The sequence below is a fragment of the Kitasatospora sp. NPDC059747 genome, from assembly GCF_042732955.1.
GTDB lineage: Bacteria > Actinomycetota > Actinomycetes > Streptomycetales > Streptomycetaceae > Kitasatospora.
This window is the reverse complement of sequence record NZ_JBHWGV010000011.1, coordinates 46796-67710: the sequence shown is the minus strand read 5'-3', so window position 1 is coordinate 67710 and position 20915 is coordinate 46796. Positions and strand designations below refer to the sequence as shown.

Genomic DNA, 20915 nt, shown 5'->3' with positions numbered 1-20915 from the left:
CCCCGGAGACCCTGACCTCATGAGCGACACCACCACCATCCGCTGGGAGCAGGACCAGGACGGCGTGGTCACCCTCGTCCTCGACGACCCCACCCAGTCCGTCAACACCATGAACGACGCCTTCACCGCCGACTTCGACACCGTCGTCGAGCGGCTGGCCGGCCTCGCCGCCTCGGACGAGCTGCGCGGCGTCGTCGTCACCTCGGGCAAGAAGACCTTCTTCGCCGGGGGAGACCTCCGGATGCTCTCCGCCGCCCGCCCCGAGGACGCCGCCGCCGTCTTCGAGAAGTCGATGCGGCTCAAGCGCGCGCTGCGCACCCTGGAGACCCTCGGCAAGCCGGTCGTCGCGGCCGTCAACGGCAGCGCCCTCGGCGGCGGGCTGGAGATCGCGCTCGCCTGCCACCACCGGATCGCCCTGGACACCCCCGCCAGCCGGATCGGCCTGCCCGAGGTGACCCTCGGCCTGCTGCCGGGCGGCGGCGGGGTGGTCCGCACGGTGCGGCTGTTCGGCATCGCCGACGCCCTGCTCAAGGTGCTGCTCCAGGGCCGCCAGTACCGCCCGGCGCAGGCGCTGGAGCAGGGCATCGTCCACGAACTCGCCGCCACCCCGGAGGAGCTGACGGCGAAGGCGCGGGCCTGGATCGCGGCCAACCCGACCGCCGTCCAGCCCTGGGACGTCAAGGGCTACAAGATCCCCGGCGGCACCCCGTCGACCCCGGCGCTCGCCGCCAACCTGCCCGCCTTCCCGGCCAACCTGCGCAAGCAGCTGGCCGGCGCGCCCTACCCGGCCCCGCGCAACATCCTCGCCGCCGCCGTCGAGAGCTCCCAGGTGGACATCGACACGGCCATGGTGATCGAGGCCCGCTACTTCACCGAGCTGGCCTGCGGACAGACCAGCAAGAACATGATCCAGGCCCTGTTCTTCGACATGCAGGCCGTCAACTCGGGCGCCGGCCGCCCGAAGGACGTCGAGAAGCGGACGGTCCGCAAGGTCGCCGTGCTCGGTGCGGGCATGATGGGCGCGGGCATCGCCTACGCGTGCGCCAAGGCCGGCATCGAGGTCGTGCTCAAGGACGTCAGCGTCGAGGCCGCCGAGCGCGGCAAGGCCTACAGCGCGGGCCTGCTGGACAAGGCCGTCGCCCGGGGCCGCTCCACCGAGGCCAAGCGCGACGAGCTGCTCGCCCGGATCACCCCCACCGGCGACCCGGCCGACCTGGCCGGCTGCGACGCGGTGATCGAGGCCGTCTTCGAGAACACCGAGCTCAAGCACAAGGTGTTCCAGGAGATCGAGGGCGTCGTCGCCCCCGACGCGCTGCTCTGCTCCAACACCTCCACCCTGCCCATCGGCGTGCTCGCCGAAGGCGTGCAGCGCGTGGGCGACTTCATCGGCCTGCACTTCTTCTCGCCGGTCGACAAGATGCGGCTGGTAGAGATCATCCGCGGTCCGCAGACCGGCGACGAGGCCCTCGCCCGCGCCTTCGACCTCGTCCGGCAGATCGACAAGACCCCGATCGTCGTCAACGACTCGCGCGGCTTCTTCACCTCCCGGGTGATCGGCCAGTTCCTCAACGAGGGCGTCGCCATGGTCGGGGAGGGCATCGAGCCCGCCAGCATCGAGCAGGCCGCGGCCCAGGCCGGCTACCCCGCCAAGGTGCTCTCGCTGGTGGACGAGCTCACCCTCACCCTGCCCCGCAAGATCCGCGACGAGTACCGCCGCGCCACCGAGGCGGTCGGCGGCACCTGGACGCCGCACCCGGCCGACGCGGTCGTCGACCGTATGGTCGACGAGTTCGGCCGCCCCGGCCGCAGCGGCGGCGCCGGCTTCTACGAGTACGGCGAGGACGGCCGGCGCGGGCGGCTCTGGCCGGGGCTGCGCGAGCACTTCACCCGCGCCGACGCCGAGGTGCCCTTCGAGGACCTCAAGGAGCGCATGCTGTTCAGCGAGGCGCTCGACTCGGTGCGCTGCCTGGAGGAGGGCGTCCTGACCTCCGTCGCCGACGCGAATGTCGGCTCCATCCTCGGCATCGGCTTCCCGGCCTGGACCGGCGGTGTGTTCCAGTACATCAACGGCTACGAGGGCGGCCCGGCCGGCTTCGCGGCCCGGGCCCGCGAGCTCGCCGCTGCCTACGGCGAGCGGTTCGCGCCGCCCGCGCTGCTGGAGCGGATGGCGGCGGAGGGGCGGACGTTCTCCGACTGAGGACTCCGACCGGGGACTCTGCCAGGGGTCTCCGGCTGAGGACTCTGCCGGGGGTCTCCGCCTGAGGTGCGCTGCCTGAGGCGGAGGTCCTCCGCCTCGCGGGCGCTTCCCGAGGTGCGCCCCCCGGGTGCGCCGACGGATCCGTCAGTCCTGGGCGGGTGGGGCCGTGTCACGCACGGCCTCACCCAACTCCTCGCGCAGCGACCGCTGGAACGCCGTCACGAGCGCCTGCGCCACCATCGGCTGGATGTGGTCGGTCAGCGCCTTCATCCGCACCAGATCGTCCGGTGCGGGTTCGCTCTCCCGATAGGGCTTCCACACCGTCTCCCGGAAGAGCCGGTGCAACTCCCGGGCCGTGGCCCGGCTGTGCTCCAGCACCACGGCCCGGGCGGCCAGCAGCGTCTCCAGCGGGATCGGCACGTCCAGGATGCGCACCCCCAGCGGGAGCAGCCCCGGATCCACCCGGAACACCTCCGGGTCGGCCGTCCGTTCCAGCGCCCCCATCGCGAGGAGCCGGTCCACCTGCTCCTCGGACAGCTCGCGCCCGGCCCGGCGTTCCAGTTGCTCCCGTCCGACCTCCTCGGCAGCCTCCGGGGTCCAGGAGGCCACCAGCGCGCGGTGGATGGCGAGGTCCAGCGGCGTGCTGTCCTCCGGCAGACGGGCGAGGTAGCGCTCGATCGCGGCCAGCGTCAGCCCCTGTCGCTGCAACTCCTCGATCAGCCCCAGCCGGTCCAGGTGCGTGACGCCGTACAGCCCGACGCGGCGCGGCCCCAACTCGGGCGGCGGCAGCAGCCCCTTCGTCCCGTAGAACCGGACGGTCCGCACCGTGACCCCGGCCCGCGCCGCCAGCTCGTCCACCGTCAGCCGGACCTCACCCGCCACGGCCCCGTGCTCCCCCATCCGCCGCCTCCCGCTGCGCTGGCACACTCATGCTGTAACAGCAGCAGTGTGACAGTGCCCGCCCCGCCGGTCCACCGCGTCCTTGAGCGCTGTCGACCCGGATCACTGTCGATCCGGGACACTGCCGCTCCGGGGCCCTGCTGTTTTGGGACGTTGCCGCTCTGGGGCACGCGACCGGCGGGGCGGGGCGACGGCCGGTTCAGCGGGAGGCGGTCTCCGCCAGGCCGGGGTGGTGGCGGCGGGTGACCTCAGGATGGGCCCTTGTGTACCCCTTCCACTCGTTTTGCCCGAATTCGGCGAACAGCGGGTTGTCCGGGTCCTCGGTCGCGCCGGGGGCGTGGTGCGCGAGCGGGAAGTCGAGCGGCTCGATGTGGGCGTCGAGGCGGGGGTTGTAGAAGAACGGCACCGAGTAGCGCTCGTGCGCTCCGGGCGGGCTGACCACGCGGTGGCTGGTGGCCTTGAGGTAGCCGTCGGTGGCGACCTCCAGCAGCTCGCCGAGGTTGACGACGAAGGCGCCCTCCAGCGGCGGGATGTCGAGGAAGGTGCCGTCCGGGCGCTCGACCTGGAGCCCGCCGACGGTGTCCTGGAGGAGCAGCGTGATGAAGCCGTAGTCCTTGTGCGCGCCGACGCCCTGGCCGGCGCCGTCCGGGGCGGTGCCGGGGTAGCGGACGAGCTTGAGCCGCAGGTGGGGGTGGCCGGCGAAGGCGGCGTCGTAGAAGTCGGGGCGGGCCCCGATCGCGGTGAGGAGTTCGTGCAGCAGGTGGCGGGCGACGGAGCCCAGGCGGTCGATCCACCCGAGGGCCGCGGTGCGCAGCTCGGGGAGCGCCGTGGGCCACTGGTTCGGACCCTCCAGCCACCAGTACGGCGGCTCGCCCCGGCCGGGGACGTGCGGGGGCAGCTCGGCACCGATGTCCAGCTGGTCGCGCCAGTCCTGGCTGCCGCCGGTGCGCTCGTCGCCGGTGCGGGTGTAGCCGCGGTAGTGGGGGGAGTTCAGGTTGCTCACGGCGAGCCGGTCGGCCTCGGGGAGGGCGAAGAAGGCCCGCATCGCTTCGGTGAGAGCGGCCGTCTCGGCCGGGGTTATGCCGTGGCCGACGAGCTGGAAGAAGCCGACGCCGGTGGCGGCGGCGCGGAGCTCGTCGTGCAGGCGGGGGGGGGGCGGGGGGCCCCCCCCGGGGGGGGCCGGTTGGGGTGGCCCCGGGGGAGTGTGGGGGGGGCGGGGGTTGTGGGGGCGGGGGGGGGCGCTACCCGGCCCGCCTTGGTGGGGGTCCGCGGGGGTGTGGGGGGGGGTTTTTGGCGGGGGCCTGGGGGTGCCACCCCCCGGCGGGGGGGGGGGGCGCCGCGGAGCTCGTCGTGCTGGCGGCGGCGGTCCTCGGGACCGCCGTCGGCGAGCGAGAGGTCGATCACCGGGAGTGACTGGAGGTGGGACAGGGTGTGCTGCTGCGTCATGGGTGACATCCGCTGGGTCTCGTCCCGGCCGGTCCCGGTGGTCGACCGGGGGAGGGCGGAGCGGTGGCCTGGTGCGGCGCGTGCTCCGGGTGCCGGGTGGTGGTGGCGGCCCGGTTGGGGCCGCCCTGAGGGTGGTGGCGCGAGGTTCAGCCGGAGCGTCGACAGGACATGCTCGTCACGCGGAGCAGGTCCACGTGGCGACGACGAACAAGGATGAGCACGTCACCAGCCTAAATGACCCGTTCTGTGTCGGGCGAGCCCCCTGCGGCGGAGGGCTCGTCCCCACTTCTCTACTTCTCTGTGCTCTTGTCAAGGAGCCGTTCTCTCGGCCGGGCGGTCCTCAGGCGCCCGGTGCTCGGTCGTCGGACATCTGGTCGTCGGGTCGCCGGCGGTCGGATCGGCGGCAGTCGGGTCGCCGGCCGTCGGGTTCTCGGTGGTTCGTTTCTCGGTCGTTCAGTTCTTCTCCCCGTTGTTGAGGAAGGCGAGGACGGCCAGCACCCGCCGGTTGTCGTCGTCCGAGGGCTGGAGGTCGAGCCGGACGAAGATCGACGCCGTGTGCTTGGCGACCGCGCGCTCGGTGATCACCAGTTGCTGGGCGATCGCGGCGTTGGAGCGGCCCTCGGCCATCAGCGCGAGCACCTGCCGCTCGCGCGGGCTGAGGGTCGCGACCGGGCCGGCCGAGGAGTTGTGGGTGAGCAGTCGGGTGATCACCTCCGGATCCATCGCGGTGCCGCCCTGGGCGACCCGCCGTACCGCGTCGATGAACTGGGCGCCGTCCATCACCCGGTCCTTGAGCAGGTAGCCGATGCCCCCGGTGCTGCCGCCCGCCAGCAGCTCGCGGGCGTACAGCTGCTCGACGAACTGGGAGAGCACCAGCACGGGCAGCCCCGGGTGGGCCTGACGGGCCGCCAGGGCAGCGCGCAGCCCCTCGTCGGTGAAGCCGGGCGGGAGCCGTACGTCGACCACGGCGATGTCCGGCCGGTCGGCGGCCACCGCGGCGAGCAGGTCCTCACCCGTCTCCACGGCTGCCGTGACTTTCATGCCGTTGGCTTCCAACAACCGGGTCAACCCGTCCCGGAGGAGGAAGAGGTCTTCGGCGATGACAACGCGCACGGGATCTCCAGGTTCACGATGGTCGGACCGCCCGGCGGGCTGCTGATCGCGAGCACCCCGTCGAACGCGGCCAGTCGGCGTTCGGTACCGCTGAGGCCGGTGCCCCGGGACGGGTCGGCGCCGCCGCGCCCGTCGTCGGTCACCGATATCCGCAGCAACCCGTCACTGTGCCCTATCTCGATCCACACGTGTGAGGCGCCCGCGTGTTTCACCACGTTGGCCAGCAGCTCGCTGACCGCGAAGTAGGCGGCGGACTCGACCGGCGCCGGGGGGCGGCCGGTCAGTGCGCCGGCGAAGGTGACCGGCAGGGGCAGGTCCAGTGCCGTGGCCTGGACGGCGTCGGCCAGGCCACGGTCTGCGAGCACCGGCGGGTGGATGCCGCGGACCAGGTCCCGCAGCTCGCCGAGCGCCTTGACCGAGGAGAGCCGGGCCTCGGCCAGCAGGGGGCGCAGCGCCACCGGGTCCTCCACCAGCTGGTCGGCGACGGTCAGCAGCATGCCGAGCGCCACCAGCCGGGCCTGGGCCCCGTCGTGCAGGTCCCGCTCGATGCGGCGCAGCTCGGCGGCGCCGGCGTCGATGGTGTCCGCCCTCGTCCGGGTCAGATGGCTGACCTGGCGGGCCAGTTCGGCCCGCCGGGAGGGCCCGAGCAGGAGGCGCGCGGCCCGCTCGTGCAGCCGCAGGACCGGAGGGGCGGCCCAGAGGGCGGCCACCGGAGCGACCCAGAGCCCCATCATGTAGACGACTCCCAGGTGGACCAGGGGGCCGTTGCGCCCCAGGACCTCCAGCGAGACCGGGGCGAGGACGACGAACGCGGCGGTGAACAGGTAGGCGAGCCCGCTGAGGGCCGTCCAGGCGAGGTCCCGCCAGGTCGCCGGGTCGGTCAGCCAGCCGCCGGACAGCAGCCGCTGCCACGGATCGGTGCCGGCGGCGCGGCGGTACGGCACCGGGACCGGGCGGCCGCTCCACTTCCCGACGACGCGCCTGGTCTCCGCCGCGACCCAGCGCGCGCCGAGCACTCCGAACACGAGCATCGCCGGGGCCAGCCAGAGCGAGCCGGAGCGGCCGCCGGGCGCCGCGCCGCCGTACAGGTGGGTGGCCATCACCGCGAGCGCGCCCGGTGCGGCCAGGGCGGCTCCGACCGCCCGGCCCCCGCCCCCGGTGGCCCAGCAGAGGGCCCAGAGGGCCACCGGCCCGAGCGGCACGAGCAGGATCAGCGGCCCGCCCGGCGAGCGCCCGCCCGAGTCGTCGGGGCCGAGCAGCGCGGCGGCCAGCAGGACCGGCCCGGCGGCCAGCGAGACCAGCCCGGTCACGCCCAGCGTGACCGCGTAGAGCGCCCGTACGCCGGCCACGACGGCGCCCTCTGCCCGCGCGGTGGCCCGCGTCACCACGTTCGTGTTCGTCCCGGCATCGGTCCTCATCCCGCGCCTCCTCTCCGTATGGCGGCCCGCAAGCCCCCCGGTCGATCGGTCGGCAGCCAGTCTGCAGCGCCGTCCACCTGCGGCGCTCTAGGTCTGAACCCCGAAAACCAGGTGTATCTGAATACACCTCAGAGACGCCGCCTAGACAGCTGTCCGGACCCGGGCCCCGGTTCGTAGCGTCGTGTTCCGTCAGTCGGCACCGGCCTTCCGGTGCCGGACCCCGAGCAGTGGAGGGCCCGTGAGTACGCCGATCATCCAGATCCGCGGCGTCGGCAAGACGTACGACCGATCCGACGCCGCCCGTGCCGCGCTGGCCGGGCTCGACCTCGAGGTGGGGGCCGGCGAGGCGCTGGCCGTGCTCGGCCGCTCCGGCAGCGGCAAGTCGACGCTGCTCAACCTGATCGCCGGGCTCGACCGGCCCAGCGAGGGCGGCGTGGTGGTGGACGGCGTCGCCGTGCACGAGCTCGGCGAGGCCGCGCTGGCCGAGTACCGACGGACGCGGATCGGCATGGTCTTCCAGTTCTTCAACCTCCTGGACGACCTGAACGTCGAGGACAACGTGCTGCTCCCGGCCCAACTGGCCGGGATGCGGCGGGAGAAGGCCCGGGCCCGGGCCGGTGAGCTGCTGGAGCGGCTCGGGGTGGCCCGGCACGCCACCGCCTTCCCCGGCCGGCTCTCCGGCGGCGAGCGCCAGCGCGTCGCGGTGGCCCGGGCGTTGATGAACCGTCCGCCGCTCCTGCTGGCCGACGAGCCGACGGGGGCGCTCGACTCGGCCTCGGCCGCCGACGTCCGGAGCCTGCTCACCGAACTCAACGCGGAGGGCCAGACGATCCTGTTGGTCACCCACGACACCGCGCTCGCCGACGCCTGCGCGAGCCGGACGATCGAACTGCTCGACGGCCGACTCGTCCGGGACACCGCGGCGCCCGTCACCGGAGGTGTGCGGTGAGCCGGCGGTGGGGTCACCCCCGACCGGGGGCCGGAGGAGAGCGGAGAACGGGACGGCGCGGGTGGGCGATCGCCCCTGCCGACGGAAGGGAGGTGGGCGCATGAGCGCGCTGAGCAAGGTGGTTCGGGCCGGGGTCGGGCGCAAGCGGGTGCAGACGCTCGTCATGGTCCTCACCACGATGATGTCCGTGACGGCGTGCATCCTCGCGATGGGGCTGCTGGTCGCCGCGCAGGGGCCCTACCAGCGCTCCTTCGCCGACCAGCGCGGCGCACACCTGAACGTGCTGTACGACCCGGCCAAGGCGAGTCCCGCGCAGCTCGCGGCGACCGAGCACGTCCCCGGTGTGACGGCCTCGGCCGGCCCCTACCCGGCGGTCACGGTGCAGGCGCGGTCCGGGCCGGACACCCGGATCCCGCCGCCCGGGAGCCCGCTCCCGCCACTGACGCTGGTCGGCCGGGAGCAGGGCGGTCCGATGGACGACCTGCACATGCTGATGGGCCGGTGGGTCGCGGGCCCCGGTGAGGTGGTGTTCCTGGACGGCCACTCGCCGTTGGCCGTCGGCGACAGCATGGCCTTCCCCGACCTGCCAGGCCGGCCGACCCTCAAGGTCGTCGGCATCGCCTCCTCCGTCTCCTGGAGCGCGGACGGCTGGGTCGCCCCCGGGCAGGTCCCCGCGCTGACCGCGCCCGGTATGGTGCCCGCCCAGCAGTACCTCTACCGCTTCGCCCACGCCGCCACCGACGCCGAGGTCGATGCGGATCACGCCGCGCTCGTCGCCGCGCTCGTCGCCGCGGCGCCGCCCGGCGCGCTCACCACGGCCACCTCCTACCGACCGGCGCAGGCGGAGGCCAACCGGACGGCGGCGACCTTCGTCCCGTTCGTGACGGCCTTCGGGGTGCTCGGCCTGGCCATGTCGGTGCTGATCATCGGGGTGGTGGTCAGTGGCGCCGTCAGCGCGGCGACCCGGCGGATCGGCATCCTCAAGTCGCTCGGCTTCACCCCGGCCCAAGTGGCTCGCGCCTACGTCGGCCAGGCGCTGATCCCCGCCGGGATCGGCACCGCGCTCGGCGTGCTCGGCGGGAACGTGCTCTCCGTCCCCGTCCTCGGGCTGGCCCACAAGGCCCTGCACGGCGGCCTGCTCGGCATACCGCTCTGGGTGGACCTCGCGGTGCCGGCCGTCGCCCTGGCCGCCGTGGTGGCCACCGCACTGGTGCCCGCCCTGCGCGCCGGCCGGCTGCGCACGGTCGAGGCGCTCGCGGTCGGCCGCACGGCGCCGGGCGCCAAGCGGGCCACGGCCCGCGGCGGCGGTGCGGCGGGCTCGGGCCCGGTGGCCGCGGTCCAGCGGCTGATCGGCCGACTGCCGCTGCCGCGCGCCCTGAGCCTCGGGCTGGCGAGTCCGTTCAACCGACCGGGCCGCTCGGCGACCACCGCCGCCGCCGTGGTGCTCGGCACCGCAGGGGTCACGCTCTGCGTCGGCCTCACGCTCTCGCTCACCGGCTTCCAGGAGGGCCTGACGGCCGAGCACGCGGGCAAGGTCGTGGTGGAGGCCCCGATCGACGGCTCCGTGAAGGCCCCCGACCACGTGGACGAGGCAGCCGTGGCCGGGGCGATCGACACCCGCCCCGGCACCCGGGCCTGGTACAGCACCGTTCCGACCTCGGTTGCGGTGGCCGGGAACACCGCCCGCTCCGAAGTGGTGGCCTTCTCCGGCGACGCCTCCTGGAGCGGCTACCAGATGGTCTCGGGCCGCTGGTTCAATGGCCCCGGCGAGGCGGTGGTCGGCTCTGGCTACCTCCGGGCCAACCAGGCGAAGGTGGGCGACACCATCACCCTCACCGACCAGGGGCGCTCCACCCCGGTGCGGATCACCGGCGAGGTGCTGGCCACCAACGACCTGGTCTTCGTCGACCGGGCCGCGCCGACCGCGCTGGGCTCGCCCGTCCACGCCGAAGCGATCGCCTACCACATCGACCTCACCGCCGGCACCGATGCCAAGGCGTACGCGGACGGGCTCGACGCCGCCGTCCGGCCACTGGGGCTCGGCGCCGAGCCTGGTGGGACGCACCTCAACCTCGTCGTCCTCGCGATGAACACCCTGGCCGGGACACTGACCTTGCTGCTGATCGCGGTGGCCGGCCTCGGCGTTCTCAACACGGTGCTGCTGGACACCCGCGAGCGGGTGCACGACCTCGGGGTGTTCAAGGCGCTCGGGATGTCGCCCCGGCAGACGGTCGGCATGGTGCTCACCTCCGTCTGCGGGAGCGGGCTGGTGGCCGGGCTGGTCGGAGTGCCGATCGGGATCCTGGTGCACCACTGGGTGATGCCGGCCACGGCGAGCGCCGCCGGGGTCGGGGTGCCCGAGGCGGACCTGGCCGTGTTCGCCCCCTCGGTGGTGGGGCCGCTGATACTCGGCGGCCTGGTGCTGGCGCTGATCGGCGCCCTCCTGCCCGCGACCTGGGCGGCCCGCACCCGGACGGTCACGGCGCTGCGCACCGAGTGAGGCCGCCGCCGGGCCGGGATGTCGCTGCTCGGGGCGGCCGGAGCGGCGGCCCGGCCCGAGCAGCGTCCCGCGGTCGTGGCCTGCCACCGACCGCCACCGACCGCCCCAGACCGGCCCCAGACCGCCCCACCGCGCCGACCGCCCTGACCGGCCATCATCGACCGCCCTGACCGTCCTGATCAGTCGTGGCCTTCCACCGGCCGCCCCGACCGGCTGTTACCCGCAGGACCGGCTCAGGAGAGCCGCGCCGCCGCGTAGGCCTCCATGGCGGCCCGCTGGTAGGCGGCCAGGCCAGGGGCGACGGCCTCGTAGACGGCGTGCCACTGCTCGTGCTCCACGCAGGACCGGGCGATCGCGAGGTACTCCTCGACGGGGACCGGTCGGAGCGCGATGAGGGCCCGGTACTCCGTGTCGATCTTGGTCTGCACGGGTTCGGCGTCGGCCGGGAGGCCGTCCGTCATGAACTCGGCGAGCCGGATCATCTGCGCGGTCCGTTCGCGCTGGCCGGCCTCGACCTCGGCCGGGGACATCGTGGCGGTCGCCCGCAAGGCGGCCTCCGCGTGCTCGGGGAAGTCGCGGAGGCTCTCCGCGACGTCCGTGGGCTGGATGCCCTCGAACAGGTTCTCCGGGCGGTTGATGCTGGTCATGGGTGTGCCGTCCTTCCTGGATCGTTCCAGTTCGGCGATCGTGCGGGAGACGATGGTGGCCAGGCCGTCCAGCCGGTCCCGCTCGGCGACCAACCAGTGGTGGTGGCCGCGCAGGGCCTCCAGCTCGTCCACCTGCTCGCCGAGGATCCGGGCGATCTCGGTCAGCCCGACGCCCAGCGCCCGCAGCACGAGGATCTGCTGCAGTTGCAGCAACTGCCGCTCCTCGTAGTAGCGGTGACCGTTGGAGCCGATCCACGCCGGGGGCAGCAGCCCGATCTCGTCGTAGTGCCGCAGGGTCCGGGCGGTGACGCCCGACATCCGGGCGACCTCCGCGATCGGCCAGGCCATGGCCGCCTCCTCCAGGTTGTGTTCCCGTACGTTCGCCGTTCCCGGGCCGGTTCCTCCGGCCCTGGTCACGACGGTAGGAGCTGCCGTTGCGGCAACTTCAAGTCGGCGACGCTGCTTCGTGGCAGCGGTGTCGTTTCAGGGCGTCGTTTCAGGGCGCCGCTTCGAGCGGTCCGCCGTCCGCACGAGTGTGGGGACCGCCTGCCGAGCCGCACCACCGGCGCACCTGGCGAGACGTCAAAAACGTTCTCCAAAACGTCTGAAGGAGGAATTCGTCCGCGCCTACCAGCTCCGTCGGCGTCTACCAGCCCCGCCCGTGTCCCACCTGCCACTCAGCCCCGGGCAGCGGGTGCGGACGGCGGACCCGCGCCAGGGCGGTCAGGGCCCACACTGCCGTCGTCAGCAGTGCGTAGAAGAGCAGCAGTGCCCAGAACGGCGTGGTGGACACACTCCCGTCCTCGAACCGGCACCACGCGTCGGGCGGGAGCCACGAGGCGCCCGTCTCCAGCAGCTGTCCGCTGCCGGTCACCAGGCCCCGCTCGCAGCGCTCCGCGAAGTCCAGTGACCGTGCGTACAGCACCCCGTACACGACGCCCGCGCCGACGAGCGACAGTGCCGCGCCGACGCCGAGCAGGACCGCCCGTCTTCGCGCGGTCGCCGTACGGATGTTCGTCACCGAGGCAGCGTACCGGCCTGCGAGCAGGCACGACCGGTTCGCCGCAGGGTGTGCCTCGGATTGTGCGGCGCAGCGTGTGGCAGGGCGCGGAGCAGGACGTGCGGCGGGGCGGCCACCTTTCGTGTTCGCACCGCCGCGGGGCCGCTCCCGCAGGGCGGCCGCGAATCCCGTGACGGCAGCCGCCCCAGGCCCGGGTTCACCCCAGCAGCCGCCCCAGGCCCGGGTTCACCCCAGCAGGCCGCCCATGTGCGCGTCCTCGGCGAGCAGCCGCCACGACCGCCCGGGCGCGAACGCCTCCGGGTCGAGGGCCTCGACCACTCCGTCGACGGCGGTGCTCAGCAGTGACTGCGGGTCGAACACCGCCCAGGTGTCGCGGCCCAGGCCGTAGTCCCAGCGCTCCCACTCGGCGCGCATGCGCTCGTACGTCCACAGCGAGTAGAGCAGGGCGGAGAGGTCGCGGTTGAGGTAGGCCTCGGGCTCGCCGTCGTCGTACCAGTCGGGCAGCTCCAGCAGGCCGGTCGCGCCGTCCAGCGCGATCACGAGGTCCGTCGGCCAGTGCCCGAGGGCGACGAAGTCGCGCTGGTAGGGGCGCTCCTCCTCGCCGTCGAAGTACTCCGGGTACGCCTCGCCCATGGTGACCAGCGGTTCCTCGGACACCCCGAACATCGCCCCGCCCAGCGGCAGGCCGATCCCGGTCAGCAGCCGGCGCGTCGGCTCGTGCACGAGGCCGGGCGGCAGCTCCTCGGGGCGGTAGCGATGCACCAGGCCCTCGTCCGTCAGCGTCGCGATCTCCGCGACCAGGTCCGCGCCGATCTCGTACGCGGGCCCGTCCGGGCCGCCGGGCAGCGCGCCCCAGCCCAGGGCCCGCACCAGCAGCGTCGTGCCCCAGTGCGCGGGCGGGACGTCCGAGCGGCCGAACAGCCCGGGGTCGAGCTCCCGCAGCCGGCGGTCCGCCGCCGCCATCACCTCGGCCACGACGGCCGGACCGCGCCGCCCGTCCAGCGCCTCGGGCCGGCGGGCGGTCTCCGCCACCGACTCGACCTCCCGCACCATCGCGGCCAGCGCGGGCAGGTCGGAGGCCAAGAGGTCGCGGTCCAGGTGCTCGCCCGACGGCTTCGCGAGGAACACCTCGCCGGTGACGCCGTCCAGCAGCACCGTGTTCCCGGCGCGCGCGAACGGTGCGCAGTACTCCGTCTCGCCCAGCACGAACAGCGGCCCGGCCGCCTGGGCTCCAATGGCCGGGGCCCCGGCGGCCTCCGCCAAGGCGGACGATTCCGCAGACGACGACAGCTCCACCGACTCCAGCGGTCCGTCCCCGAAGCGCCCGAAGTCCAGGAACGCCCCCGTCCGCGGCAGGCCCTCCCGCTCCAGGAACTCCCGGCTCCCCGTGTGCACCACCCCGGCCGGAAGCTCCCCGGCCATCACCAGCCCGTGCCCCACGAGCCCACCACCCTCCCCGTACGACCCCCGACCACCCCGGCTGACCACCCCGACCCTAACGGCCGCCGCCGACACCCCCGCACCGGGCCCGCACTACACCCGTGATCCGTCGTCCACGTTCCACCGGACCGGCAGGTCGCCGTCGCAGAACACGCACACGAAGGAGCCCTCGCGGACGACGTTGACGCCCCGGCAGCCCGGGCAGCGCCGGAACACGATCCCGTGCGTGAAGCCGCCCGGGCGGCGCACGCCGATCCGCTCCAGCGCCGTGGCGACGGCAGGCCAGGACACGACGTCCGGACAGTACCCGGTGGACTGGTTGCTGACCTCCTCGGCCGTCCAGCCGTCGAAGCCCGCGTCGTCACCCCGCTCGAAACGGACCTCCCCGGCGCTCAGCACCAACTCGCCGCCCGCGCAGACCACGTGCTCACTGCGGCGCGGGGCGAGGCGCAGGAAGCCGGCGAGGTCGACGACGAAGGTGAACGGTTCCGCGAGCTCCGCGGCGGTCCGTTCGCCCAGCCAGTCGGCAAACTCGGGCTCCGTCCGCACCAGTTGCCCACCCGGTCCGCCGCCACCCCACAACTCCGGCGGTCCTACGTACCGGTATGCCCGCCCCGGGCCGGTCGACACCTCGGCCGGAACGCCGTGATCCAGCAGCAGCAGACCCAGGACGGTCATCTCGACCTCCGTCCCGACCAGGCCGAAATCACGGAACTCGCCGAGCAGTTCACGCCCCCGACCGAGCGAGACGGCCCCGTCGCCCTCCGGGAGCACCGGGGAAGCCCGAAAGGTCCGGAACACCCGCAGTGCCGCCACCGCATCGACCGAAGCCCCGACCGGCCGCAGCCGGAACGGCCCGTGCGCGGTCAGCAGCGCTTCCCGGACGGCCTCCGGCGCCGGCTCCGGCCCCGCGTGCTCGCACCAGGCGGCGCCGCAGTCCCGGCAGGACCCTTCGGAGTCCCACCACAGCTCCCAGCCCGGGCCTCGCCCCTGCCTAGGCCCCCGCTCCTGGACGAACTGCCGCACCCACCGCGTAGCCGTGCCCCCGCACGCGTCGCAGCGGGCGGTCAGTTCCACGCCCTGCATCGTCATGCCGGGAAGCCTAGGTGTTCTGTCCCGTGAGGTTGGGGATACGGCTGGAGGGTGGCTTGCCCGCAAGCGGGGTGCCGTGAACCCCGTCCACCTCCGTGGTCGGTGCCCCTGGGGCGTCTGGTCGCATATGCGGCATGAATGCCATGGTCACGAGCATCATCGCGGTGCTCGGCACGCTCCTGGGGTCGACGGTGACGCACGTCTTCCAGCGGCGCGCCGCACTCCGCACGGAGTACAACGCCCGCCTGGAGCGCGGTCGGCAAGAGCGGCTGGAGACCTTCGGCTCGTACGCCGGACTGCTCGTGGAGTACCGGCAGGCCGCACTGCACCACTGGTTCTGCGTGCACGAGGGGCGTGACGCCGAGGACGAGGTCGAGTTGCGCAAGCGGTCGTTCGAGACGCGCTCCGGGGCGCAGCGGGCCCTGTTCCAGCTCCAGTTGCTCGTTGACGAGCCCGAGCTTCTGGCCGTTGCCGGGGAGGCCTTCGAGCGGATCGGCAGGATCGACCGGGCGGTGGACCGGCAGGACGTCACCGCCCGGCGGGACGGCAGCCGGGAGTCGATCGACGCCTTCGTCGCGACGGCGCGCCGGTACGTGTAGCCGGCGCTCGGCGGACGTAGGCAATGGCCCATCAAATCCCGTTTCGTACCCCGATCAGGGTGAGGGGCCTGTGGAAGCACACCCGCACCCATGCCCACTGATGGAGCGCCACATGACCGACGACGCCGACGCCGACGTCGGCGCCAGCACTGTCAGCGGCATCGACGAGAATCATCTGGCCATGTACAGCCTGCTCGGCAGCCGGCTGCTGCGGGTGACCACGGCCCGGCGCCTCGCCGCCGCCGGTCTCAGGCTCGCTGCGGACGCCGAGGTCAGCTGAGCCCGGCGGCGTCCCGCGCGGCGCGCTCCACGCGGGCGTGGTGGGCGGCCCACCAAGGGGCGTCGCCCGGAGCCGTGTTGGCGCCGTCGGGGCGCTGGCCGGTGGCGCCGTCGACGAGTTCGCGGACGAGGTCGGCGTGGCCGGCGTGCCGGTGGGTCTCGGAGACCATGTGGACCAGGACCCGGTGGAGCGTCTGCTTCGACCGTGCGCCGAACGGCACCTGGCCGACCGCGTCGAGGGGCAGCGCCTCGATCGTCTCGTCCGCGTGCGCGCAGGCCCGGCGGTAGCGCCCGACGACGTCCTCCGTGGTCTCGTCGGCCCTGGCCCAGAGGTCGGCGTTCGGTTCGGCGGCGCCGGTGATCCAGAGCGGGGTGGGTTCGGGGAAGGGGCGGCCGAAGGTGTCGCCGAAGTAGAGCGCCTCGGCGCCGGTGAGGTGCTTGACGAGGCCGAGCAGGTTGGTGCCGGTCGGGGTGAGCGGGCGGCGGAGGTCGTACTCGGAGAGGCCGTCGAGCTTCCAGAGCAGGACGTCGCGGGCGTCCTGGAGGTAGACGCGGAGATCGGCCTTGGGGTCGGTGGCGGTCATGGGACCAGTCTGTGGACGGCCCCGGGGCTGTCCACCGGTTTTCGCCGGACGGATGTGGCGTAGCGTCACATCCGCGGATCCGAGGCGGGCGAACCCTGGAAGGCGGCGGCCATGATCGACGGCTGGACGTGGGACGAGACGCTGTTCGCGGGCACGGCCGCGTACTACGAGCGCGGCAGGCTGCCCTACGCGCCCGGCCTGGCGGACGCGCTGGCCGGGGTGCTGCGGCTGGACGGCCGGGGGCGGCTGCTCGACGTGGGCTGCGGGCCGGGGACGTTGGCGCTGCTGCTGGCGCACCGGTTCGAGGAGGTCGCCGGGGTGGATCCGGACGCCGGGATGATCGCCGCGGCCCGTCGGGCGGCGAAGGCGGCCGAAGTGGCCGGCCGCAGCACCTGGTTGCGAATCCGGGCGGAGCAACTTCCGGCCGGGCTGGGAACGTTCACGGTGGCGACGTTCGGCCAGTCCTTCCACTGGATGGACCGCGACCTGGTGGCGGCGACCGTCCGCGGCATGCTGCGTCCCGGCGGAGCGCTCGTGCACGTCTCGGACCTGAAGCCGGACCTGAAACCTGGCGCGGAGTTTCGCGACCCCCGCCCCGCCGAAGGCCTCCCGCACCCGCCCGTCCCCGACGCGGCGATCGGCGAGCTCGTCCGCCGCTACCTGGGCCCGGTCCGGCGTGCGGGCCGGGGTCTCCTGGCCGCTGGCACTCCCGGCAACGAGTCCGCCGTCCTCGCCCGGGCGGGCTTCGCGGGCCCGGAGCGCGTGGTCGTCCCCGGCGGGCTGGTGCTGGAGCGGACGGTGGACGACGTGGTGGCCGGGGTGTTCTCGATGTCCTTCTCGGCGCCGCACCTGTTCGGCCCCGGGCGGGCGGCGTTCGAGGCCGACCTGCGCAGGCTCCTGGCCCGCGCCTCCGCGGCGGGCCGCTTCTCGGTCCGTCAGCCGGCCACCGAGGTGTTCGTCTGGCGGCCCGTCGGCGTGCCCTAGCCTCGCCGCATGGGTGTTGACATCACGGTCCTGGTCGTCGACTGGGACCACCTCATGGGCATCGCGCCGGACGACCGGGCGGACGCACTCCAGGACGCGGCGTACCCGGACGACGACCGCGTCGTCCACGCCGGCTGGGTGTGGTTCGAGCCGGGCCCGTCGTGGCTGGGACGGTTCGAGTTCGCTGGCATCAGCGGCTCGTACAAGTCGCACTTCTGCGCCGCGGACGGCTGGGACCACGCCCGGCGCGGCGTGGGACGCGAGCCGCGGGCGCTGCTGGACGACTTCCTCGGGGCGCTGATCTGGTGGGGGCCCGAGATCGAGACCGACACCGAACAGGTGGAGGCCGGCGTCTTCCCGCCCGACGACCCGGTTCTGCGGTCCGGGCCGCTGATCGCGTGGGGCCCGGCTGAAACGGCGCGGCTCAGCCGCCGCTGGCGGGAGATCGTCCCGGTCCTGCCGAGGGTGCGGGAGCCGTACGACCGCCTCGCGGCCTCCCCCGGTGGCAGGATCGAGGGCTTCGACGACTTCGCGGGGCTGCTGTCCGGGTGGGGGGAAGTGGTCGGCGAGGCCGAGCGGCGCGGGTGGGGGATCGTCGGGCTCCCGATCTGAGGCTTGCAGGGCGCGGAGGCCGTGCGCACGGCTCTCACCTCGCCTTTCGGCGCTGCTTGTTATGCCCCCGGCAATACGGAGCGTGACGGATGGGGTGGCCTATTCGGACTTGAATCTTTGCGAACGAATGTTCGATCCTGGGGGTGTGCTCGTTATCGAACCCGTTTTCGAATCCACCGGAGGGCGGCCCACGCTCCGACCGGTGGTGCCGACGGCTGCGCCGACGGAGGCCACGGCCGCCGAACGGGGACTGCTGCCGGTGGTGCCCGCCCTGCGGGAGCTGCTGCCGGAAGGCGGGCTGCGCCGGGGCACCGCCGTGTCCGTCGCGGGCGGGGACGCCGGGCTGCTCCTGGCGCTCGCCGCCGGGGCGAAGGACACCGGAGGCGGCTGGGCGGCGGCCGTCGGCCTGCCCGACCTGGGGCTCGCCGCCGCCGAGGGGTACGGGCTGGACCTGCGGCGACTGCTGGTCGCGGACGACCCCGGGCCGCACTGGGCCGAGGTGGTGTCGGTGCTGGCCGGCGCCGTCGAACTGGTGATGCTCCGCCCGGACGGCCCCGTCCCGCCCCGCCTGGCCGCCCGGCTGGCGGCGGTCCTGCGGCGCAGCGGCTGCGTGCTGCTGGTGGCCGGACCGTGGCCGGGGGCTGCCCTGCGGCTGGGCGTGCGCTCCGGGCGCTGGTTCGGACTGGGGGACGGGTACGGGCAGCTCGCCGGGCGGCAGGTGGAGGTGGTGGCCGAGGGCCGCGGCTCGGCCGCCCCCGGCCGCACCGCCCGCCTCTGGCTCCCGGACGAGCACGGCGCGGCCCGCCCGGTCGGCGAGCCCGCGGGGGGCGCAGGGGAGACGGACGCGTTCGAAAACGGCGCGGCCGACGCCTCCGACGGGGTGCACCCGCTGGGGGAGGTGGCCGGAGCGGTCGTCGGGACGGAGCCGTTCGGACGTGTGCGCCGCCTGCCTGGCGCGTCCGGCGCCGCCGGGGCGGTGCATCCGCTCGGGGAGGTGCACCCGCGCGGGCGCCGCCGTCCCGCCGAGCCCGTTGCTGCCCTTCAGGCTGCGCGGGTTGCCAAGGTTGCCCAGGTCGTGCAGGTCGCGCAGTCGGCCGAGATCGGCGAGATCGGCGAGGTCGGCGAGGCCGCCGAGCGCGTGGCGGTGGTGTGAGATGGCGGGCGGAGGCACGCCGCGCGTGCTGGTGGTGTGGTGCCCGGACTGGCCGGTGGTGGCCGTCACGGGCGACGACCCGGTGGCGGTGACCGAGGGCGGGCGGATCCTCGCGTGCTCGGCGGGAGCCCGGGCGGCCGGGGTGCGGCAGGGGCAGCGGCTCAAGCTGGCGCAGCGGCTCTGCCCGGCGCTGGAGCTGCGTGACCGGGATCCGGAGGCGGAGACACGGCGGTTCGAGCCGGTGGTCGCGGCGGTGGCGGGGTTCACGCCCCGGGTGGAGGTGATCCGTCCGGGCCTGTGCGCCATCCCGGTGAAGGGGCCGGGCCGCTACTTCGGCGGCGAGGAGGCGTTGGCGTCGAAGGTCCGGACGGCGGTCGCGGCGGCGCTGGCCGAGGAGCCGGTCCCGGACGCCGTCCCCGGTGGGGACGCGGTGCCCGTGCGTCGGGACGCAGAACCCGTGCGCCGGGACGCGGAACCCGCGACGGCCACCGCCCCCCACGCCCAGGTCGGCGTGGCGGACGGCCTGTTCGCCGCCGTGCTGGCGGCCAGGGCCGGGGTGCTGGTGCCGGCCGGCCGGACGGCGGAGTTCCTCGCGCCGTACCCGGTGAGCGCGCTCGGCGACGAGGACCTGGCGGAGCTGCTGGGGCGGCTCGGGCTGCCCACCGTCGGGGCGTTCGCCGCGCTGCCGCCGGAGGCCGTCGCGGACCGGTTCGGCCCCACCGGGACGGCCGCGCACCGGCTCGCCCGGGGCCTCCACCCGCGCCCGCTGGTGCCGCGCGGAGAGGGGCCCGACCTGGCCGTCGAGCAGCGCTTCGACCCGCCGGAGACACTGGCCGAACCACTGGTGTTCGTCGCCCGCACGCTGGCCGAGCAACTGCACCGGCGACTGGCCGCGGCGGGACTGACCTGCCAGCGGGTGGCCGTCGAGGTGGAGTGCGCGGACGGCCGGACGGCGTCGCGACTGTGGCGGCACGAGGGCCGGCTTTCGGCGACGGCACTGGCCGAGCGGGTCCGCTGGCAGCTCCAGGCCTGGCAGAGCGCTGGCGCCTTCACCCCCGCACCCGGCCACGCCGCCGACCGGACCTGGCCCGATGGCACCTCCGGCACCGACCACCCCCGACGGGACAGCGGCGCGGCCGGACCCGACGGCCACACCGCCGTTCGGGCCCGACCCGATGGCACCTCCGGCCCCGGAACCAGGCCCGGCGGTCCCGCTGACGCTCCGGCCGCCGGCGGCGCTCGCTTCGGCGGCAGCTCCGGACCTCGGCCGGGCGGCCCCGACGCCGGCCACGCCCGCTCCGACGCCGGCCTCGCCCACCCCGACGCCGGCCACGCCCGCTCCGACGCCGGCCCAGTCCGGTCCGTCGACCCCACCCGCGGGTCCGTCGGCCCCGCCACCCGACCCCCCGCCCCCGACACCGGCTTCGTCCTCCTCCGCCTGGCCCCCGACGGCCTGTCGCCCGACGAGGGGCGGCAGTTGGCGCTGTGGGGTCAGGCGGTCGCGGACGACCGGGTGGAGCGGGCGGTGGCGCGGGTGCAGGCGGTGCTCGGGCATGCCGGGCTGCGGCGGATCGAGCCGGGGGGCGGGCGTGGTCCGGCGGAGCAGGCGGTCAGGGTGCCGTGGGGCGAGCCGTACGAGGCGGCGGCGCCGGCCGGTGCGCCGTGGCCCGGGCGGTTGCTGGACGTGTGGCCGGCCGTGGTGCTGCGGGAGCCGGTGCCGGTACGGGTGCTGGACGAGGACGGGCGGCCGGTGGCGGTGGACGGCCGGGCGGGGGTGTCGGGCCGGCCGGCCGTGGTCGTGGTGCGGGGGCGGGAGGAGCGGGTGGACGGCTGGACCGGGCCGTGGCCGGCGGTCGAGTACTGGTGGGACCAGTCGCTGGCCCGCCGCCGGGCGCGGTTCCAGGTGGTGGTGGGCGGCCGGGCGCTGCTGCTGACCGTGGAGGGGGGTGGGTGGTACCTGGAGGCCGGCTACGACTAGCGG

17 protein-coding genes and 1 pseudogene are annotated in these 20915 nt (G+C 74.6%); 9 read left to right on the top strand and 9 right to left on the bottom strand.

The features are described from left to right. Nucleotides 1–19: 19 nt before the first annotated feature. Nucleotides 20–2197 (top strand): 3-hydroxyacyl-CoA dehydrogenase NAD-binding domain-containing protein, encoded by a 2178-nt coding sequence (locus ACFV4G_RS07435; RefSeq protein WP_380437479.1) that lies wholly within the window; start codon nucleotides 20–22, stop codon nucleotides 2195–2197. A gap of 144 nt (nucleotides 2198–2341) precedes the next feature. On the opposite strand, the gene ACFV4G_RS07430 is transcribed toward ACFV4G_RS07435, so the two are convergent. The 4 genes and pseudogenes from ACFV4G_RS07430 to ACFV4G_RS07415 form a co-directional block, all read right to left on the bottom strand. Further along, complete coding sequence (locus ACFV4G_RS07430; RefSeq protein WP_380437477.1) at nucleotides 2342–3097, bottom strand: MerR family transcriptional regulator; 756 nt, start codon at nucleotides 3095–3097, stop codon at nucleotides 2342–2344. A gap of 199 nt (nucleotides 3098–3296) precedes the next feature. Then, nucleotides 3297–4241, bottom strand: a pseudogene (locus ACFV4G_RS07425) (isopenicillin N synthase family dioxygenase); the annotation flags it as partial. 755 nt (nucleotides 4242–4996) lie between these two features. Beyond that, entirely contained in the window at nucleotides 4997–5656 is a 660-nt protein-coding gene (locus ACFV4G_RS07420) for a response regulator transcription factor (RefSeq protein WP_380437475.1), read from the bottom strand. Then, complete coding sequence (locus tag ACFV4G_RS07415) at nucleotides 5608–7074, bottom strand: histidine kinase (RefSeq protein WP_380437473.1); 1467 nt, start codon at nucleotides 7072–7074, stop codon at nucleotides 5608–5610. The genes ACFV4G_RS07420 and ACFV4G_RS07415 overlap by 49 nt, the downstream gene beginning before the upstream one ends. Nucleotides 7075–7312: 238 nt before the next feature. On the opposite strand from ACFV4G_RS07415, the gene ACFV4G_RS07410 reads away from it, so the two are divergent. Both ACFV4G_RS07410 and ACFV4G_RS07405 read left to right on the top strand, forming a co-directional pair. After that, a complete protein-coding gene (locus ACFV4G_RS07410) occupies nucleotides 7313–8023 on the top strand; it encodes an ABC transporter ATP-binding protein (RefSeq protein ID WP_380437471.1) in 711 nt (236 codons plus the stop codon). A 100-nt stretch (nucleotides 8024–8123) separates the two neighbouring features. Beyond that, nucleotides 8124–10523, top strand: coding sequence for an FtsX-like permease family protein (locus ACFV4G_RS07405; RefSeq protein WP_380437469.1), 2400 nt, complete (start codon nucleotides 8124–8126; stop codon nucleotides 10521–10523). Nucleotides 10524–10756: 233 nt separating this feature from the next. Here the strand turns inward: ACFV4G_RS07405 and ACFV4G_RS07400 are convergent, their stop codons facing one another. The 4 genes from ACFV4G_RS07400 to ACFV4G_RS07385 all read right to left on the bottom strand — a co-directional run bounded on the left by ACFV4G_RS07400 (nucleotide 10757) and on the right by ACFV4G_RS07385 (nucleotide 14723). Further along, entirely contained in the window at nucleotides 10757–11518 is a 762-nt protein-coding gene (locus ACFV4G_RS07400; RefSeq protein ID WP_380437467.1) for a MerR family transcriptional regulator, read from the bottom strand. A gap of 298 nt (nucleotides 11519–11816) precedes the next feature. Beyond that, entirely contained in the window at nucleotides 11817–12191 is a 375-nt protein-coding gene (locus tag ACFV4G_RS07395) for a hypothetical protein (RefSeq protein WP_380437465.1), read from the bottom strand. A gap of 225 nt (nucleotides 12192–12416) precedes the next feature. Then, entirely contained in the window at nucleotides 12417–13631 is a 1215-nt protein-coding gene (locus ACFV4G_RS07390) for an SUKH-4 family immunity protein (protein WP_380437463.1), read from the bottom strand. A 93-nt stretch (nucleotides 13632–13724) separates the two neighbouring features. Next, the gene (locus tag ACFV4G_RS07385; RefSeq protein ID WP_380437461.1) at nucleotides 13725–14723 is read right to left on the bottom strand and encodes a hypothetical protein; all 999 of its coding nucleotides are present in this window, start codon (nucleotides 14721–14723) and stop codon (nucleotides 13725–13727) included. A 134-nt stretch (nucleotides 14724–14857) separates the two neighbouring features. Here ACFV4G_RS07385 and ACFV4G_RS07380 point away from each other — a divergent pair, with 134 nt between their 5' ends. After that, nucleotides 14858–15322, top strand: coding sequence for a hypothetical protein (locus tag ACFV4G_RS07380; RefSeq protein ID WP_380437459.1), 465 nt, complete (start codon nucleotides 14858–14860; stop codon nucleotides 15320–15322). Nucleotides 15323–15434: 112 nt separating this feature from the next. Beyond that, complete coding sequence (locus ACFV4G_RS07375; RefSeq protein ID WP_380437457.1) at nucleotides 15435–15602, top strand: hypothetical protein; 168 nt, start codon at nucleotides 15435–15437, stop codon at nucleotides 15600–15602. On the opposite strand, the gene ACFV4G_RS07370 is transcribed toward ACFV4G_RS07375, so the two are convergent. Next, nucleotides 15595–16185 carry a DinB family protein gene (locus ACFV4G_RS07370; protein WP_380437455.1) on the bottom strand — a complete coding sequence of 197 codons (591 nt, stop codon included), beginning with the start codon at nucleotides 16183–16185 and terminating at the stop codon, nucleotides 15595–15597. The two genes, ACFV4G_RS07375 and ACFV4G_RS07370, sit on opposite strands and share 8 nt — an antisense overlap. Nucleotides 16186–16296: 111 nt before the next feature. On the opposite strand from ACFV4G_RS07370, the gene ACFV4G_RS07365 reads away from it, so the two are divergent. From ACFV4G_RS07365 to ACFV4G_RS07350, 4 genes are all read left to right on the top strand, one after another. After that, nucleotides 16297–17169, top strand: a complete 873-nt coding sequence (locus ACFV4G_RS07365) for a class I SAM-dependent methyltransferase (RefSeq protein WP_380437453.1) — start codon at nucleotides 16297–16299, stop codon at nucleotides 17167–17169. Nucleotides 17170–17178: 9 nt separating this feature from the next. Further along, nucleotides 17179–17781: a hypothetical protein gene (locus tag ACFV4G_RS07360; protein WP_380437451.1), complete on the top strand. Its 603-nt coding sequence runs from the start codon at nucleotides 17179–17181 to the stop codon at nucleotides 17779–17781. A 202-nt stretch (nucleotides 17782–17983) separates the two neighbouring features. Continuing rightward, a complete protein-coding gene (locus ACFV4G_RS07355) occupies nucleotides 17984–18934 on the top strand; it encodes a hypothetical protein (protein WP_380437449.1) in 951 nt (316 codons plus the stop codon). 1 nt (nucleotide 18935) lies between these two features. Continuing rightward, nucleotides 18936–20912 (top strand): hypothetical protein, encoded by a 1977-nt coding sequence (locus ACFV4G_RS07350; RefSeq protein WP_380437447.1) that lies wholly within the window; start codon nucleotides 18936–18938, stop codon nucleotides 20910–20912. Nucleotides 20913–20915 lie beyond the last annotated feature (3 nt).